This window comes from Saccharopolyspora karakumensis, from assembly GCF_004349225.1.
In the GTDB taxonomy this organism is placed as follows: Bacteria; Actinomycetota; Actinomycetes; order Mycobacteriales; family Pseudonocardiaceae; genus Saccharopolyspora; species Saccharopolyspora endophytica.
Genome location: NZ_SMLA01000030.1, coordinates 35,329 through 51,830, shown reverse-complemented (window position 1 = coordinate 51,830; position 16,502 = coordinate 35,329). Strand labels below are relative to the sequence as shown.

The 16,502-nt window shown below is 70.9% G+C and carries 12 protein-coding genes; 8 read left to right on the top strand and 4 right to left on the bottom strand.

Annotated elements, in window-relative coordinates; genetic code table 11:
* Positions 1-75: 75 nt before the first annotated feature.
* On the bottom strand, positions 76-1,068 hold the full coding sequence (locus E1202_RS19290) for a LacI family DNA-binding transcriptional regulator (RefSeq protein ID WP_132684542.1): 993 nt from the start codon (positions 1,066-1,068) through the stop codon (positions 76-78).
* A 193-nt stretch (positions 1,069-1,261) separates the two neighbouring features.
* On the opposite strand from E1202_RS19290, the gene E1202_RS19285 reads away from it, so the two are divergent.
* From E1202_RS19285 to E1202_RS19275, 3 genes are all read left to right on the top strand, one after another.
* Positions 1,262-2,686 carry an L-fucose/L-arabinose isomerase family protein gene (locus E1202_RS19285; RefSeq protein ID WP_132684541.1) on the top strand — a complete coding sequence of 475 codons (1,425 nt, stop codon included), beginning with the start codon at positions 1,262-1,264 and terminating at the stop codon, positions 2,684-2,686.
* Positions 2,683-4,215: an FGGY-family carbohydrate kinase gene (locus E1202_RS19280; protein WP_132684540.1), complete on the top strand. Its 1,533-nt coding sequence runs from the start codon at positions 2,683-2,685 to the stop codon at positions 4,213-4,215. Before E1202_RS19285 ends, E1202_RS19280 begins: the two co-directional genes overlap by 4 nt.
* A gap of 259 nt (positions 4,216-4,474) precedes the next feature.
* Positions 4,475-5,398, top strand: a complete 924-nt coding sequence (locus E1202_RS19275; protein WP_132684539.1) for an alpha/beta hydrolase — start codon at positions 4,475-4,477, stop codon at positions 5,396-5,398.
* A gap of 7 nt (positions 5,399-5,405) precedes the next feature.
* On the opposite strand, the gene E1202_RS19270 is transcribed toward E1202_RS19275, so the two are convergent.
* Positions 5,406-6,341: a DNA recombination protein RmuC gene (locus tag E1202_RS19270; RefSeq protein ID WP_132684538.1), complete on the bottom strand. Its 936-nt coding sequence runs from the start codon at positions 6,339-6,341 to the stop codon at positions 5,406-5,408.
* Between the two features lie 222 nt (positions 6,342-6,563).
* Here E1202_RS19270 and E1202_RS19265 point away from each other — a divergent pair, with 222 nt between their 5' ends.
* Entirely contained in the window at positions 6,564-7,748 is a 1,185-nt protein-coding gene (locus E1202_RS19265; protein ID WP_132684537.1) for an exonuclease SbcCD subunit D, read from the top strand.
* Positions 7,745-10,699: an AAA family ATPase gene (locus E1202_RS19260; RefSeq protein WP_132684536.1), complete on the top strand. Its 2,955-nt coding sequence runs from the start codon at positions 7,745-7,747 to the stop codon at positions 10,697-10,699. Before E1202_RS19265 ends, E1202_RS19260 begins: the two co-directional genes overlap by 4 nt.
* Positions 10,700-10,824: 125 nt before the next feature.
* Here E1202_RS19260 and E1202_RS19255 read toward each other — a convergent pair whose 3' ends face one another.
* Positions 10,825-11,328 carry a methylated-DNA--[protein]-cysteine S-methyltransferase gene (locus E1202_RS19255; RefSeq protein WP_132684560.1) on the bottom strand — a complete coding sequence of 168 codons (504 nt, stop codon included), beginning with the start codon at positions 11,326-11,328 and terminating at the stop codon, positions 10,825-10,827.
* The gene (locus E1202_RS19250) at positions 11,322-12,776 is read right to left on the bottom strand and encodes a DNA-3-methyladenine glycosylase 2 (protein WP_235878666.1); all 1,455 of its coding nucleotides are present in this window, start codon (positions 12,774-12,776) and stop codon (positions 11,322-11,324) included. Before E1202_RS19250 ends, E1202_RS19255 begins: the two co-directional genes overlap by 7 nt.
* Before the next feature lie 139 nt (positions 12,777-12,915).
* On the opposite strand from E1202_RS19250, the gene ychF reads away from it, so the two are divergent.
* From ychF to E1202_RS19230, 3 genes are all read left to right on the top strand, one after another.
* Positions 12,916-13,995: a redox-regulated ATPase YchF gene (ychF, locus tag E1202_RS19245; RefSeq protein ID WP_132684534.1), complete on the top strand. Its 1,080-nt coding sequence runs from the start codon at positions 12,916-12,918 to the stop codon at positions 13,993-13,995.
* Between the two features lie 728 nt (positions 13,996-14,723).
* On the top strand, positions 14,724-15,263 hold the full coding sequence (locus E1202_RS19235; RefSeq protein WP_132684533.1) for a pyridoxamine 5'-phosphate oxidase family protein: 540 nt from the start codon (positions 14,724-14,726) through the stop codon (positions 15,261-15,263).
* Positions 15,264-15,654: 391 nt separating this feature from the next.
* Positions 15,655-16,479 (top strand): hypothetical protein, encoded by an 825-nt coding sequence (locus tag E1202_RS19230; RefSeq protein WP_132684532.1) that lies wholly within the window; start codon positions 15,655-15,657, stop codon positions 16,477-16,479.
* The last annotated feature ends 23 nt before the right edge of the window (positions 16,480-16,502 follow it).

The following is a 16,502-nucleotide window of genomic DNA, read 5'->3' as shown; positions in this document are numbered from 1 at the left end:
GAGTCCGGGTACCGATCCGCGCTGGGACTCGAGCGCCGTGATCGAGGTCCTCCTCGCCCGGTCGGTTCGGACCCGTCAGCGGGTGGAGCTGCCGCGCGCCACCAGGTGGGCGGACAGGGTCGTGGTGGAGGTTTCCTCGCGGTCGCCGGAGATCCGGTCGAGCAGGAGGCGGGCCGCCAGCGCGCCGATGTCGTAGGCGGGCTGGGCGACGACCGACAGCGGAGGGTCGAGCAGCGTCGTCCAGGGAGCGTCGTCGAAGGCGACGACTCCGACGTCGCGGCCCGGCTTGAGCTTCAGCGCCGCTAAGGCCTCCAGCACGCCGACGGCCATCGCGCTGTTGCCGACCAGCAGCGCGTCCGGCGGATCGTTCTGCCTGAGCAGCGCGTGCGCGGCCTGCTGCGCGCCGTCGGCCTTGAACTTCGACCGCCGCACCAGCGAGGTGGAGCTGGGCAGCTTCGCCGCGCGCAGCCCGTCGCGGTAGCCGGCCAGCCGGTCGTCGGCCGTGGGCACGCCGCTGGGGCCGGTCAGGCAGCCGATGCGGCCGTAGCCCTGCCCGGCCAGGTGCAGCGTCGCGTGCTTGGCCGCCAGCCGGTTGTCGACCAGCACCGTGTCGCTCGCGCGGTCCGGGAGCGGCCGGTCCACCGCCACCACCGGCGTGCTGTGCCTGGCCAGCAGCTCGGCCGTGCCCGGGCTGCCGGTGGGCGAGAGCAGCACCCCGGCGACGCGCTCCTGCAGCGCGACGTCGACGTACTCGCGCTCCTTGTCCGGGGTGTCGTCGGAGTTGCACAGCACCAGCGAGTAGCCGGCCTCGTGCGCGACGTCCTCGACGCCTCGCGCGATCGCGGTGAAGAACGGGTTCTCCACGTCGGAGATGATCAACGCGAGCACCGCGGTTTCCTGTTTCCGCAGGTTGCGGGCGGGCCCGTTGGGTCGGTACCCGAGTTCTTCGGCTGCGGCGAGCACCCTCCCGGCGAGCTCCGGATCGACCGTCGCCTTGCCGTTGAGAGCCCGGGAGACGGTGGCCGTGGACACTCCCGCGCGGGTCGCCACGTCGCTGATCGTTGCCACGACTTCCTCCCTCACCGCTGGGCGAGTGACGGTGGGCCACCCGCCTTGACAGCCCGTATTACGCCAGAATAGCGTCCGAGAAAACGATTGCTCGCGCTGGTTCGCAAGGTCTTCCAGGCGATTCGGCCGAGCATCTGCGCACCGCCGGTTCAGCAGCAGTCAACGCCGTCTGTGAAGCGAACTTGGAGGATCTGTGGCTCGCATCGGTGTCGTCAGCATCTCGGACGGGCGTGGTCACGTGCACGCCCGCAACGCCGAGTTCATCCAGTCCAAACAGGACGCTCTGGTCGCCTCGCTGCGCGCGGCCGGCCACGAGGTCGTCGTCGGCGCCGATCTGGTCGCCACCAACTCCCTGGCCGTCTCCGTCGCCCGCGAGGTCGCGGCGGCCGACGTGGACGTCACCGTCTTCTACTACGCGGTCTGGTCGTTCCCGCACTTCACGATGCTGGCCGCGGACGCCACCCGCAGCCCGCTGGTGCTGGTGGCCAGCACCGACCCCACCGAACCGGGTCTGGTCGGGATGCTCGCCGCCGGTGGCGCGCTCGACCAGATCGGCCGCAGCCACACCCGCGCCTGGGGAGCCCCCGACGACGCCGACCTGGCCGCCAAGATCGGCGTGCACGCGCAGGCGTCGGCCGCGGTGAGCTCGCTGCACGGCTCCACCTTCGGCCGCTTCGGCGGACGCCCGATGGGCATGAACACCGCCGTGGCCAACACCGACCAGTGGATGCGCAAGTTCGGCGTCGACGTCGAGGAGATCGACCAGTACGAGCTCGTGCTGCGCGCCGAGCAGGCCGACGGCGCCGAGGCGAAGAAGGCCCGCGAGTGGATCGAGCAGCACGCGGCCGGGGTGCACTACGACGGCGACAAGCTGACCCCCGAGCTGCTGGAACGCCAGATCCGCTCCTACCTGGCGATTCGCGACATCATCGATGAGCGCGACCTGGACTTCTCCGGGATCAAGGCGCAGCCCGAGCTGACCGAGAACTTCGCGACGATGGACGTCACCGAGGCGTTCCTCAACGACCCCTACGACTGGAACGGCCCCAAGCAGCCGCACGTGTGCGCCACCGAGGCCGACATGGACGGCGCGCTGACGATGCAGCTGTTCAAGGCCATCTCCGGCACTCCGGTGCTGTTCGCCGACGTCCGGCACTACCACGCCGACCGCGACATCTGGGACCTGTGCAACTCCGGTCAGCACGCCACCTGGTACGCCGCGCGCAGCGACGACCCGGCGGAGAACCTGTCGAAGGTCAACTTCTACCCGGAGGTGTTCTTCTTCCCCGCGGGCGGCGCGTCGGTGCAGCACATCGCGGCTCCGGGGGAGATGACGCTCGGCCGCCTGACCAGGGAGAACGGTGAGTACCGACTCCAGCTGATGCTCGGCGAGTTCGAGAACTACGACGAGGCGACGAACAAGACCCTCGTCGAGAAGTCCACACCGGAGTGGCCGCACGCGTTCGCGCGGCTGGACGCGCCGGGCGAGGTGTTCCTGTCGAAGTTCGGGGCGAACCACATCCACGCCGTGCCCGGTGATCACCGGGCCGCGCTGCGGGCCGTGGCCGAACAGCTGGACATCCGCCTGGACGAGTGGAGCCGGGGGTCGGGGTCGTGAGTGCTGAAGCCGGTGCCGACCGGCTTCAGCACTCACAGGCGGTCCTGCTCGGCATCGACATCGGCACCTCCAGCTCGAAGGGGGTGCTGGTCGACGAAACGGGCAAGATCGTCGCGCGTGCGAGCCGCCCGCACCAGACCTCGCACCCGCACCCGGGTTGGGTGGAGCACGACGCGGAATCGGTGTGGTGGGCGGATTTCCTGGAGCTGACCAGGGAACTGCTGCCCGCCGCCGAGGGCTACCGGCTCGCCGGGCTGGGCGTCAGCGGCATCGGACCGGTGCTGCTGCCCGCCGACGGCAGCGGAAAACCGCTGCGCCCGGCGATCCTCTACGGCGTCGACACCCGCGCGACCGACGAGATCGCCGAGCTCACCGCCGAGCTCGGCGCCGAGGAGATCCTGCGGCGCGGCGGTTCGGCGCTGTCCAGCCAGGCGGTGGGGCCGAAGATCCGGTGGCTGGCCAAGCACGAGCCGGAGGTCTACCGGCGCACCGAGATGCTGCTGATGTGCAGCTCCTACCTGGTGCACCGGCTGACCGGGCGGTACGTGCTCGACCACCACTCGGCCAGCCAGTGCGACCCGATCTACGACCTGGAGGAGCGGGACTGGTCCGCGGACTGGGCCGCTCGCGTCGCGCCCGACCTGCCGCTGCCGGAACTGGCCTGGCCGACCGAGGTCGTCGGCCGAGTCGGAGCGGAGGCGGCGGCCGAAACCGGCTTGCCCGAAGGACTTCCGGTCACGGCGGGCACGGTCGACGCGTGGGCGGAGGCGACCAGCGTCGGCGTGCGCGCTCCAGGTGACGTGATGCTGATGTACGGGACCACGATGTTCTTCGTCGAGGTCCTCGACGAGGTCACGCCGCACCCGGCGCTGTGGGGCACCTGCGGAGCCTTCCCCGGCACCTACACGCTGGCCGCCGGCATGGCGACCTCCGGCGCCGTCACCGACTGGCTGCGCGGGCTCGTCGACGGCGACTTCGCGCAGCTCGTCTCGGAGGCCGCGACCGTCCCGGCGGGCTCGCGAGGCCTGTTGCTGCTGCCGTACTTCGCCGGGGAGCGCACGCCGATCTTCGACCCGTCGGCGCGCGGCGTGCTCGCCGGGCTGACCTTGGAGCACGGGCGTGCCGAGCTGTACCGGGCGGCGTTGGAGGGGATCTCCTTCGGCGTCCGGCACAACCTGGAGGCGATGGGGCAGGCGGGTGGCTCCGCGCGCCGGTTGGTCGCGGTCGGTGGTGGCACGCAGGGCGGGTTGTGGACGCAGATCGTCTCCGACATCACCGGCAAGGACCAGCAGATCCCCGCCGAGACGGTCGGCGCCGCCTACGGCAACGCGCTGCTGGCCGGCGTCGGCACCGGCGCCGCGGTGGACCCGGACGCCTGGAACCCGATCGTGGACACCGTCCGGCCCAACCCGGACAACACCGAGCGCTACGAGAACTACTACCGCCACTACCGGGACCTCTACGAGTCGACGACCCGCATCGCCCACTTCCTGGCCGCAGAACAACACGAAGCCGACGGAACCCCCTGACCCAGGCCTGGCCCTGGCGTCGATCCCGGCCTCGGTTCCGGAACACCCCACCAATTCCAACCCGGATTACCGCCGTACTCAGGTACCCGATTACGGCGGCAATCCGGGTCGTGCCCGAACACGGCGGTAATCAGGTCCCCGAACACGGCCGTGATCCGGTGTGTGAACACGGCGGTTTTCGGGGTTGGGGGTGCGGGGCGCGCGATCTTGTTAAGCTCACTCTTCCGGGTGACGAGGTGCGAGATCGTGGGAGGTCGCGGTGGCACGGCGTGTTCTCGCGGCCGGGTTCGCGCTGGTCGCGCTGGTGGCTGCCGGTTGCTCGCGGTCCGAAGCCGGTGTTGCGCCCGTCGAGCCGGTTCGGGACCTGGGTGCGCACCAGGTGTTCCGGCACCAGGTCTACGCCCAGCGCGACACCGGTGCGCTGCGCCTGGACCTGTACCTGCCGCCGCGCGCGGCCGTCGCGACACCGCTGGTCGTCTACGTGCACGGCGGCGGCTGGGACGCCGGCGTCCGCACCCTCGACGCCGATCCGTCAGCGCCGGAATCCCTGGCGGCGCAACGACTTCTGGAGCGCGGCTACGCCGTGGCCACGGTGGACTACCGGTTGACCGGGGTCGCGCAGTCACCCGCGCAGTTCGTCGACGTCGCCGATGCGGTGCGCTGGTTGCAGGAGAACTCCGCGCGGTGGGGGATCGACCGGAACCGGGTCGGCCTGTGGGGAGCGTCGGCCGGGGGACACCTGGTCTCGCAGCTCGGGGCGGTCGCCGGGGACCCGGCCAAGCCGGGCGGGGGCCTCACCGGAATCCGGGCGGTCGTCGACTGGTTCGGTCCGAGCGACCTCAGCGCCGAGGCGCAGCACGAGCATCCGCAGCTGCAGGACTACGCGCGCCGCGCGATCACCGGGTTGCTCGGCTGCATGCCGGTCGACTGCCCCGACGTCGCCGACGCGGCCAGCCCGGGCCGCAACATCTCCGGCGACGAACCGCCGTTCCTGATCCAGCAGGGCACCGCCGACTCGCTGGTGCCGCTGGACCAGAGCCTCGACTTCGCCGCGGCGCTGCGCAGCCGGGGCGTGATCGCCGAGATGCACCCCTACCAGGGGCTCGACCACGGCTTCGGCAAAGGCCCGCAGACCACGCTCGTCGTCGACACCCTCGACGCGTTCGTGCGCACGCACGTGTAGCCGTTGTTCAGTTCTGGGTGACGTCGGCTCCGTTGAGGGACGCGTCGTCCTCCCGGCGGATCTCCGCGATGTCGCCCGAGCCCGCCGTCCCGGCGAGCGGCTGGACCGAGTTGCGGAACGTCTCCAGGGCGTCGAGCTCCCGGCGCCGGGCCGAGACGAAGCGCTGCAGGTGGGTGCTGGAGAGGTTGACCGCGTCCACCGCGTTGGACGCCGCGCGCTGCGAGCGGACCGCCTGACTGCGGACCTGCTCGATGTCCTCGGCGAGGGTGCGCTCGGTCGAGGCGAACATCGCCGCCGAGGCCAGCACCGCGAAACCGGTGGGGCCGCACAGGAAGACCCGCTTGCCCAGCAGCCACGACAGCAGCTGCGGGTCGGTGTCCAGCGCCGCGACGACGGCGGCGTCGGAGGGCACGAACATGATCGATCCGTAGATCGCGTCCGCCCAGCGCTGGTAGCCCTTGCTCGCCAGCTCGGTCGCGCGGGAGCGGATGTTGCGCACGTGGACCCGCAGGGCGTCGGCGCGCTCCTCGGCGTTGTCGGTCTCCATCGCCTCGGCCCACACGGCGAGGCTGGCCTTGGAATCCACCGGCACCTGCCGGCCGCCGCCGACTTCGAGCACCATGTCCGGGCGTGCCGCGCCACCGCCTGCCAGGTCGGTCTGCAGGGTGAAGTGGATCCCCTCCCGCAGTCCCAGCGACCGCGCCGTCTCCACCAGGACCTGCTCGCCCAGCTCGCCGCGACCCGTGATCGAGGCGAACGCGACCTCGTAGCGGCGCAGCGCCGCCTGCTGCGCGGTGCTGCGGGCCCGCTCGGCCTCGACCATCCGCATCGCCTCGTCGGCGCGGCGCGCGCTGTCGCTGTAGAGCCGCCAGATCAGCAACAACGCCGCCGCGACCAGCAGGATCAGCACGACGACGAACCCGACCAGAACTCCAGTCCCCACACGACCTCCATCCGCGAGACGTTCCCCGCATCATCCAAGACGCCTCCGACAAGATCACCCGAGGCGCGCAGGCCGTTCGAACTTCGCGCGAAATTCGAACGGCTCACCCTGGCGGGGGGATTGATCGCGTCTGGTGAACATCGGATCACGCTGTGGTGCGACACGCCGAAGTGGCCTGGGGGGTCGAGCGGCGTTGATCGGGGCGCCGCTAGCTTGGGTGCCATGCGGGTACTGCACACCTCGGACTGGCACGTGGGCCGGACGTTCCACGGCCGTGACCTGCTCGGAGATCAAGAAGCCGTGCTCGGCGGACTGGCCGAGCTGGTGACCGAGGAGCAGGTCGACGTCGTGGTGGTCGCCGGCGATCTCTACGACCGCGCGGTGCCCTCCGGCGAGGCCGTGCAGACCTGCGTGCGCGTGCTCTCGCGCCTCCGCGAGACCGGAGCGCAGTTGGTGATCACCTCCGGCAACCACGACTCCGCGCCCCGGGTCGGCGCTTTCGCCGAGTTCGCCGCCGCGGGAGGTCTGCACCTGCGCACCCGCATCGACCGGCTGCACGAGCCGGTGCTGATCGACGACGAGCACGGCCCGGTCGCCTTCTACGGCATCCCGTACCTCGAACCCGACCCCGCCAAGCACGCGCTCAAGGCCAGCGCTGATGCGCCGGGCGCGAGCGCGGAGATCGAAAGCCGCGGCCACACCGCGGTTCTCACCGAGGCGATGAACCGCATCCGCGCCGACCTCGCCGACCGTCCACAAGGGACTCGGTCGGTGGTGCTGGCGCACGCCTTCGTCACCGGCGGAGAGGGAAGCGAGTCCGAGCGCACCATCGCCGTCGGCGGCGTCGAGCAGGTGCCGGGCTCGGTGTTCGACGGCGTCGACTACGTCGCGCTCGGCCACCTGCACGGTCCGCAGACCCTCGACGAGCACGTGCGCTACTCCGGCAGCCCGCTGGCCTACTCGTTCTCCGAGGCCAGGCACGACAAATCGGTGTGGCTGGTCGACCTCGGCGCCGACGGGCTCACCGAGGTGCGACGCCGCGAGCTGCCGGTCCCGCGCCGGTTGGCCACCGTCGAGGGCGAGCTCGAAGACCTGCTGGCCGGCCCCGAGCACGCCGAGGTCGAGGACTGCTACGTCTCGGCTACGCTGACCGACGAGGTCCGCCCGCTGGAGGCCATGCGCCGTCTGCAGGAGCGCTTCCCGCACGCGGTGCACCTGGAGTGGCGACCGGCGGCGGGCAAGGCCACCGCGCCGCTGCGCTACGCCGAGATCGTCCGGGGTCGCGACGACAACTCGCTGGCCGCCCGGTTCGTCGAGGACTGCCGGGGAGCCGAACCCAACGATTCCGAGCGCGTGCTGCTCGACCAGGCGCTGCACGCGGTCACCACCGCCGAGGGGGCCGAATGAGGCTGCACAGCCTGGAAGTCACCGCCTTCGGCCCGTACCGCGACCACCAGGTCGTGGACTTCGACCGGCTCGGCGCCGACGGGTTGTTCCTGCTGCACGGCGACACCGGTGCCGGCAAGACCACGCTGCTCGACGCCATCGCCTTCGCCCTCTACGGCGCCGTGCCGGGAGCGCGCAACGACGCCAAGCGGCTGCGCTGCGACACCGCCGCCGACGAGGTCAACACCAGCGTCGTGCTGGAGCTGACGATCCAGGGCCAACGCTTGCGGCTGGAACGCAGCCCGGAGTACCAGCGCCCGAAGAAGCGCGGCGAGGGCTACACGACCCAGCAGGCCAAGGCGTCGCTGATCTGGATCGGCGGGACGCCGGACGAGCAGCCGCGGGAGGGTCTGACCCGCATCGACGAGGTCGGCCGCACGGTGCAGCGGCTGCTGGGCATGAGCGTCGAGCAGTTCTTCCAGGTCGTGATGCTGCCGCAGGGCGAGTTCGCGAAGTTCCTGCGCGCCGACACCGGTGAACGCGAGAAGCTGCTGGAGCGGCTGTTCGGCACCGAGCGGTTCGGCCAGGTCGAGAACTGGTTCATCGACCGCCGTCGCGAGCGCCGCCGCGAGGTCGAAGCGCAGTCGCAGCAGGTCCGCGAGCTCAACGCCCGCATCTCGCAGGTGTCCGGCGCTCCGCAGACCTCCGAGGTGGGCGACGAGAACTGGCTGGAGGACATCGAGAAGCAGGCCCTGCGCGACCTGGAGAGCACCGGCGCCGAGCACACCCGTCTCCGCCGCGAACGCGACCAGGCCGAAGCGGCGCTGACCGAGCGCCGCGAGCTCGCGGAGAAGGTCCGCCGCGTCCGGCAGGCCAACGCCACGCTCGCCGAGATCGACGCCAAGCAGGCCGAGCACGACGCTTGGCGTGCCGAGCGCGCCGCCGCCACCCGCGCGATCCCGGTGATCTCCTCGCGCCGTGCCGCCGACCGCGCCGAGCAGGAGCGCGACCGCGCGCACACCGAGGTCACCACCTGGGCCGACCGCTGCGAGGTCGACGCCGCGATTCCGCTCGACGAGCTGCGCAGCCGCGCGGGCGCCGAGCGCGAGCGGGCGGGTGCCCTGGCGCAGCTGATTCCCGAAGCGCAACAACAGGAATCCGACCAGCGCAAGCTCGCGGAACTGGCCACCGCGATCACGGCGGGCGAGAAGCGCGAGACCGAACTCGTCGCCCAGCGCGACGGCCTGCCGGATCGCATCACCGAGGCCCGCACGCGCGTCGACGAGGCCAAGCACGCCGAAGTGCGCCTGGAAACCGTGCGCACCCGGGGCACCGAGGTCGCCGCCCTGCTGACCACCGCGCGCGAGATCCCCGCTGCGCAGCGGGAACTGGAATCGGCGAAGGCCCGCGCGCAGCAGGCCGTCGACGCCCACCAGCAGGACCGCGACCGGTTGCAGGACCTGCGTTCCCGGCGCCTGGCGGGCATGGCCGCCGAACTCGCCACCCGGCTCGCCGACGGCGAACCGTGCCCGGTCTGCGGCTCCGCCGACCATCCCGAGCCCAAGCGCCCGGTCGACGACCAGGTGCGCGCCGAGGACGAGGAAGCCGCCCAGGCCGCCGAGCAGCGAGCCCAGGCCGAGCGGGAACGCGCCACGACCGCCGCCCAGCAGGCCGAGCAGAAGGTCGGCCACCTGCGCGAACGCCTCGGTGGGCACACCGAGTCCGAGCTGGCCGACGAGCTGGAGCAGCTGCGCGCCGAGCAGAACCGGCTGAGCGAGACCGCCGCCGACCTCGGCCGGCGCGAGACCGAGCTGGCCGAGCTGGGGTCGGCCACCGACGAGCTCGGCGAGCAGATCTCCGCGCTGCGCACCAGGATCGCCGCCTCGCGAAGCGAGAAAACCACGCTCACCAAGGCGATCGAGGATCGCGAGGGCCGGTTGCGGGACGGGCGAGGCGATTTCGACAGCATCGCCGACCGCCGCACGCACCTGCTCGACCTCGCCGACAGGCTGGAAAAGCTGATCGCCGCCCGCACCGCCCGCGACGACGTCGAACAGCGGCTCGCCGAAGCGCGCACCGCGCTCGCCGAAGCCGCCACCGCAGCGGATTTCGCGAGCGTCGACGAAGCCCTGGCCGCCGAGCGGGACGACCAGCGCCTCGCCGAGCTGGACGAGGCGCTGGCCGAGGTCGACCGCCGCGCCGCGGGCGCGCGGGACGCGCTGGCCGGCGCCGAGCTGTTCGGCGTCGACCCGGACACCGAGGTCGGCCTGGAGCGGGCGTCGGAGGCGGCGACCGTGGCCCGCGAGGCCGCCGAGCGCGCGGCGGCGCTGGCCCACCGCTCCGAGCAGCGGCACGCCGAGCTCGCCGACCTCGGCGAACGACTCCGCTCGGCGTGGGCGCAGCTGGGTCCGGCGATGGCCGAGCACGCCGAGCTGGAGGCCCTGGCGGACGTGGTCAACGGGCGGGGTCAGAACGCGCGCAAGATGTCGTTGCGCGCCTACGTCCTGGCGGCCCGGTTGGAGGAGGTCGCGGTCGCGGCGACCCGCCGCCTGCAGCGGATGAGCGACGGCCGCTACTCGTTCGTGCACTCCGACGCGGCCGGTGCTCGCGGCACGCGCGGCGGCCTGGGCCTGGACGTCCTCGACGACTACTCGGGCAAGGTCCGCCCGGCCAAGACCCTCTCCGGCGGCGAATCGTTCCTGGCGTCGCTGTCGCTGGCGCTGGGCCTGGCCGACGTGGTCGCGGCCGAGACCGGTGGCGCGCTGCTGGACACGCTGTTCATCGACGAGGGCTTCGGCACGCTCGACGCGGACACGCTGGACCTGGTCATGGACACCCTCGACGAACTCCGCGCAGGTGGCAGGGTCGTCGGCCTGGTCTCGCACGTCGAGGAGATGCGCCAGCGCATCGCCGTCAGACTCAGGGTCCGAAAGTCCCGCCACGGCTCAAGCCTGGAGCTGTCGACGTCCTAGGCCTGCGGCGAGCACGCCGCGACGCCGCGCATCGACGTGCTCAAGGAGCGGCGCGCGGAGTCCGCGGAGCCGCTCAGGTTCCCCCACCCGCACCGCCACGCACGACGAGTCGACGGAGGAAGAACCTAGGAGTTGCGGCGTTCGTGTTCGAGGAGCCACTTCTTGCGGTCGGAGCCCCAGCGGAACTCGCCCACCGATCCGTCGCTGCGGACGATGCGGTGGCAGGGCACGAACAGCGCCGCGGCGTTGCGCGAGCACGCCGTCGCCGCCGCCCGGACCGCGCGGGGTTTCCCGGTGAGACCGGCGAATTCGGAGTAGCTGAACAGCTTTCCGGGGCTGACGGTGCGCAGCACCTTCCACGCGTGCTGCAGGTACGGACCGGAGTGCTGGCTGACCGGGATGTCGTCGATGGCCTCCAGATCACCCTCGTGGTAGGCGGTGATCGCCTTGGTCACGGGGCCGAGGTCGTCGACCTGCACCAACTCCTCGAACATCAGCGACGGCGCGACCTGCGGCAGCAGGTCATCGGTCCAGGCCGTCCAGCCGGAGGCGAGCACGACGCCGTCGGTGTCGACCACCGCGCAGAACGGTCCCGCCGGAGTTTCCGCAGTGGACCACTTGATCACGATTTCTCCCAGAGTTCGAAGGGTTCCTGCCGTGGCACCGGGCCGCTGCTCGCGGCCTCCCACAGCAGCACACCGGCGTAGGAGCGCCACGGGCTCCAACGCCTGGCGTGCGCGGACAGTGCGGCGGGTTCTTCGGGGATTCCTAGCAGCCCCGCACCCCGCCTCAAGGCGAGATCACCGGAAAGGAGCACATCGGGGGCCCCGAGCACCCGCATCACCACGTAGCTCGACGTCCACGGGCCCACGCCCCGGATGCGCTCCAGGTCGTCGCGCAGCTCCGCCTCGTCGCGCCCGGGGTGCAGCGCGAGCCGCCCCTCGGCGACGGCGGCCGCCACGTCCCGGACGGTTTCCGCACGTCGCCGGGGTCCCGGCAGCGCGGCGGCCGCGTGCTCGGCGAGCACCTCGGCGGTGGGGAAGAGCCTGGTCACCCCGCCTTCGGGGTGCGGCAGCTCGTCGCCGAGCTCGGTGACGAGCCGTTCGGTGGTCGAGCGCGCGGCGGCGACCGAGATCTGCTGGCCGATCACCGCGCGCACCACGATCTCCAGTCCGTCCACCGCCCCCGGCACGCGGGCCCCGGGGGAGCGCGCGACGGAGTCCCGCAGCAGAGGGTCGGAGCCGAGCGCCTCGCCGACCGCGACCGGATCGGCGTCGAGGTCGAGCAGCCGGCGGAGCCTGGCCACCGCGCCGCCCAGGTCCCGCAGGTCGGAGAGCCGCAGCGTGCAGGCGACGTGCTTGTCGGCAGCGCGCAGCGTCGCGATGCCGGTGCCGTGCGGGAGTCGCAGCGACCGCGAGTAGCAGCCGTTCCCGGACTCCTCCATCCCGGTCAGCGCCCGGCGGGCCAGGAACCGCAGCGCACCGGCGATGTCGCAGGGCGCGCGGAACGGCAGCCGCAGCTGCACGGTCCCCGCTCCGCTGGGCGCACCGCGCTTCTGCCCGCGCAGTTCGGTGGGCGTGCGGCCGAAGATCTCCCGCATCGTGTCGTTGAACTGCCGGAGGCTCGCGAAGCCGGCCGCGAACGCGACGTCGCTGAAGGAGATGTCGGTCGTCTCGATCAGCACCCGCGCAGAGTGCGCGCGGTTCGCCCGCGCCAGCCCCAGCGGGCCCGCGCCGAGCTCCGAGGTGAGCACCCTGGTCAGGTGCCGCTCGGAGTAGCCGAGCTTGTCGGCCAGCCCCTGCACCCCGCAGCGGTCGACGACTCCGTCGCTGATCAGCCGCATCGCGCGCCCGGCGAGGTCGGCCCGCAGATCCCACTCGGGGGATCCGGGGACGGCGTCGGGCAGGCAGCGGCGGCACGCCCGGTACCCGGCGGCCTGCGCGGCGGCAGCGGTCGGGTAGAACTCGCTGTTGCTGCGCTTGGGCGTGCGGGCCGGGCAGGACGGGCGGCAGTAGATCCCGGTCGACCGCACGGCGTGGATGAAGCAGCCGTCGAACCGCGCGTCACGCGCGGCCACGGCCCTGAACGCATCCTCTGTTCCCACCAGCACGACCTCGATGTTCCCAGCGCGGGGGAGCGGTTACTAGCGGGAATCGGACACGACGGGGACGACCGGGCCCGATGGTCCGGGAGCGGAACGCCTAAACTCCCAAGGCGTGAGTCTCACCCTCGGAATCGTCGGTCTGCCCAACGTCGGCAAGTCCACCATGTTCAACGCGCTGACCAGCAACGACGCGCTCGCGGCGAACTACCCGTTCGCCACCATCGAGCCCAACGTCGGCGTGGTGCCGTTGCCGGACGCCCGGCTGGACAAGCTGGCCGAGGTGTTCGGCTCCGCCAAGACGGTGCACGCCACCGTGTCGTTCGTCGACATCGCGGGCCTGGTCAAGGGTGCTTCCGAGGGCCAGGGCCTGGGCAACAAGTTCCTCGCCAACATCCGCGAGGCCGACGCGATCTGCCAGGTCATCCGCGTCTTCGACGACCCCGACGTGGTGCACGTCGACGGCCGCGTCGACCCGTCCAGCGACATCGAGACGATCAACACCGAGCTGATCATCGCCGACATGCAGACGCTGGAGAAGGCGCTGCCGCGGATGGAGAAGGAAGCGCGGACGAACAAGGACAAGCGTCCCGCGCTGGAGGCCGTCAAGAAGGCGCAGACGATCCTGGAGGACGGCAAGACGCTGTTCGCCGCGGGCATCGGCAAGGACGACCCCGACCTGCGGGACCTCAACCTGCTGACCACCAAGCCGTTCCTGTACGTGTTCAACGCGGACGAGGGCGTGCTGGCCGACGAGGCCAAGCAGAAGGAGCTGCGCGAGCTGGTCGCCCCGGCCGACGCGGTGTTCCTGGACGCCAAGGTCGAAGCCGAGCTCATGGAGCTCGACGAGGAGTCGCAGCGGGAGCTGCTGGAGTCCATCGGCCAGGACGAGCCGGGCCTCAACGCCCTGGCCCGCGCCGGCTTCCACACGCTCGGCCTGCAGACCTACCTCACGGCAGGCCCCAAGGAGGCCCGCGCCTGGACGATCCCGCAGGGCGCGACCGCCCCGCAGGCCGCAGGCGTGATCCACACCGACTTCGAGCGCGGCTTCATCAAGGCCGAGGTCGTCTCCTACGACGACCTCATCGCCGCGGGCTCCATGGCCGACGCCAAGTCCGCCGGCAAGGTCCGCATGGAGGGCAAGGACTACACCATGGTCGACGGGGACGTCGTCGAATTCCGCTTCAACGTCTAGTTTGCGCCGTTTTTGCAGGTGAGGGCCATCTGGCGCAACGGCGTTCGTCAGTCGTTCGTCAGCCGTCAGTACGTACGATCGGCCCGTCCTTGCCAACGACGAAGGCCCGGGCCCGCACTCCAGGCATGGAGGTCGGACCCGGGCCGCTCTGCGAGCCGTGGTTCGAGCGGGCACTGGCGCCCCATCAGGAGGCTCCTCGTCACCTCGCTCGGTCACCTGCTTGCTCCTCAGGACTTCGCCGATCAATCCAGCCGCCGCATTCCGCGTGCGGTCCTCCGCGCTCGGCCGCAGGTGGGCGTAGGTGTTCAATGTGATCGTGGCGCTGGAATGGCCAAGAGCCCGCTGAACCGTCACGACATCGCAGCGAGCAGATCAGGCCGGAAGCGTAGAAATGACGTAGGTCATGAAGCCGCACGTCCTCGCACTTCGCTGCCTTACATCGGCTGCGGTTCGGTCGTGGCTGCTCTGTCCTCACCCCATCGACCTCCACAAGGGCTATCAGCCCGCGTCAAGGGGGCAAGCTTGATGCCGGCATGTCCCGTCGGGCTCCGCGGTCGCCCCCTTGGCACGAGCTGATGAGGGCTACGCCAGGTCGACGGGGTGAGGACAGAGGCCCTCCCTTGCGGGTGACATCCTCAAGATCGGCACCACGTCCTACCGACTCGCACGCCAGGTCGGCGACTGCGCACTGAGTCGACACTGTCGGTGGGCGCTGATTGCCTAGCCGAATGTTCGAAACTCCCGACGAGCTCCACAGCCTCCAAGCCCTGCTCGACACATCTCGGGCTGGCTCTAGCAGCCACCTCAAATCAATTGTCCGGCCAGGAGAAAGCACCTTGGACGCCGAGCAGGTTGTCCGAGTCTGCCAAGGCATGTGCACCCTGGCCATCGCCACAGTCAGCCGGCGTGGTGAGCCACGCATCAGCGGCGCTGATGGGCACCTCCTGCACGGCCGTTGGATCGTCGGCACCCACCGCCAGGCCGCTAAAGCCCGTCACCTCGCGGCGCGGCCCGGCATCAGCGCGACCTTCATGCGCGGCGAGCAGCTCGGCATTTTTACGCATGGACACGCCGTTCCGCTGAACCCCGAGGGGACGAGCAGCGACCCGACTTGGCCGACCGTCCGCGACTACCTCCTCAACCACTACGACGGCGACGGCGACGAACCGTTCTGGGACGAGAGCGTGTGGTATCGCATCGACCCCAGCTGGATGGTCGCCTACAGCGCCGACCCGGTCGGGCTGCTCGACCAACAACAGTCAGACTGAAGGGCGTCAGCTGAGAACAGGATGCAGCGATGACCGGCCATCCCCGCTTAGCAAATGACACGCGATCATCCGCACGCAAGTCTCGTCCCAGCGAACGCTGTACGGCCACGTTGATCAGCTTGCAGGCGCAGCGGCTCATTCGTCAGGCGTTCGTCGGGGCAGCGAAAAACGCCGCAAAACGTCGAGAAGTCAAGAGCATCGTCTTGCCAGGTCAGGCAAGGTTTCGTGCTGGAAGCCGCAGGCCCGGACCGGATCGGTCCGGACCTGCGGTGTCTGGGCGGCCGAGTGGCTGATCTTGGGGGAAACGCCTGTTTTCGGCCGTGAGTTGCTCTAGCGTTCTGCCGAGAACGGTGGTGTGCCATCGGTTCTGGCTGGACGGGGGTGATGGGCGTTGCCGGGGGACGACGACGGCGAGCGGTCGGGGTCGAAGAATTCGGACACGCCCAGGTGGGTCGCGAACATCGGAGCCGTCGGCTCGGTGGTGGCCCTCCTCGGCTTCCTGGGGTTCGCCAACATCGGACAGCTGGGCAACGCGCTCGACGACGTTCTGGGAGGTAGTGCCTCCTCGTCCGCTGAGCCGTCGAGAGCCTCGGTGACCAGCGAGGACGACGAGCCGAGCGCCACCTACAGGCCGACGCGCACCTACACCACCAAGCCGACGAGGACCGCATCGCCGGACGAGAAGGCGACCGACGAAACCCCGTTCACGACCGCTGCGCTGCTGCCCGACGACTTCGAGGACGATCGCGGGGTCGGCTACACCCGCGTCGCGTCGGGCGTGCACGGCTGCACGGACGCCTCCCACATGTCCGGCAACGTCCGGCGAGTGCTGAGCGGCTACGACTGCGATCTGACCGTCACCGGGAACTACCTGAAATCCGGCGACGTCTCGGAGGACGCCGACGTGCTCGTGTCGGTCCAGGTCATCCGCTTCGACGACACCTCGACCGCGAAGGCGGTCAAGGAGCGCATCGTCGCCGGAGGCTCGTGGGACTTCGGCATCTGGTGTCCGAACGAGGGGCGCGGAAGCGGCGCCTGCGACGGCTACGAGCGGGCGCGGACCGAGAGCTACGTCAGCTACGACCACCGGTACGTGGTCCACGCCGTCGCCCTGTACGTGAACTTGAGCTCGTCTCCCAGCACGGAGACCGCCACCGACGCGGCGGCCGATGCGGCCGTGACCGAGATCGGCCCGGAGAACCACACCGGCGACTGAGCCGAGCCCATCGCTGACCGAGG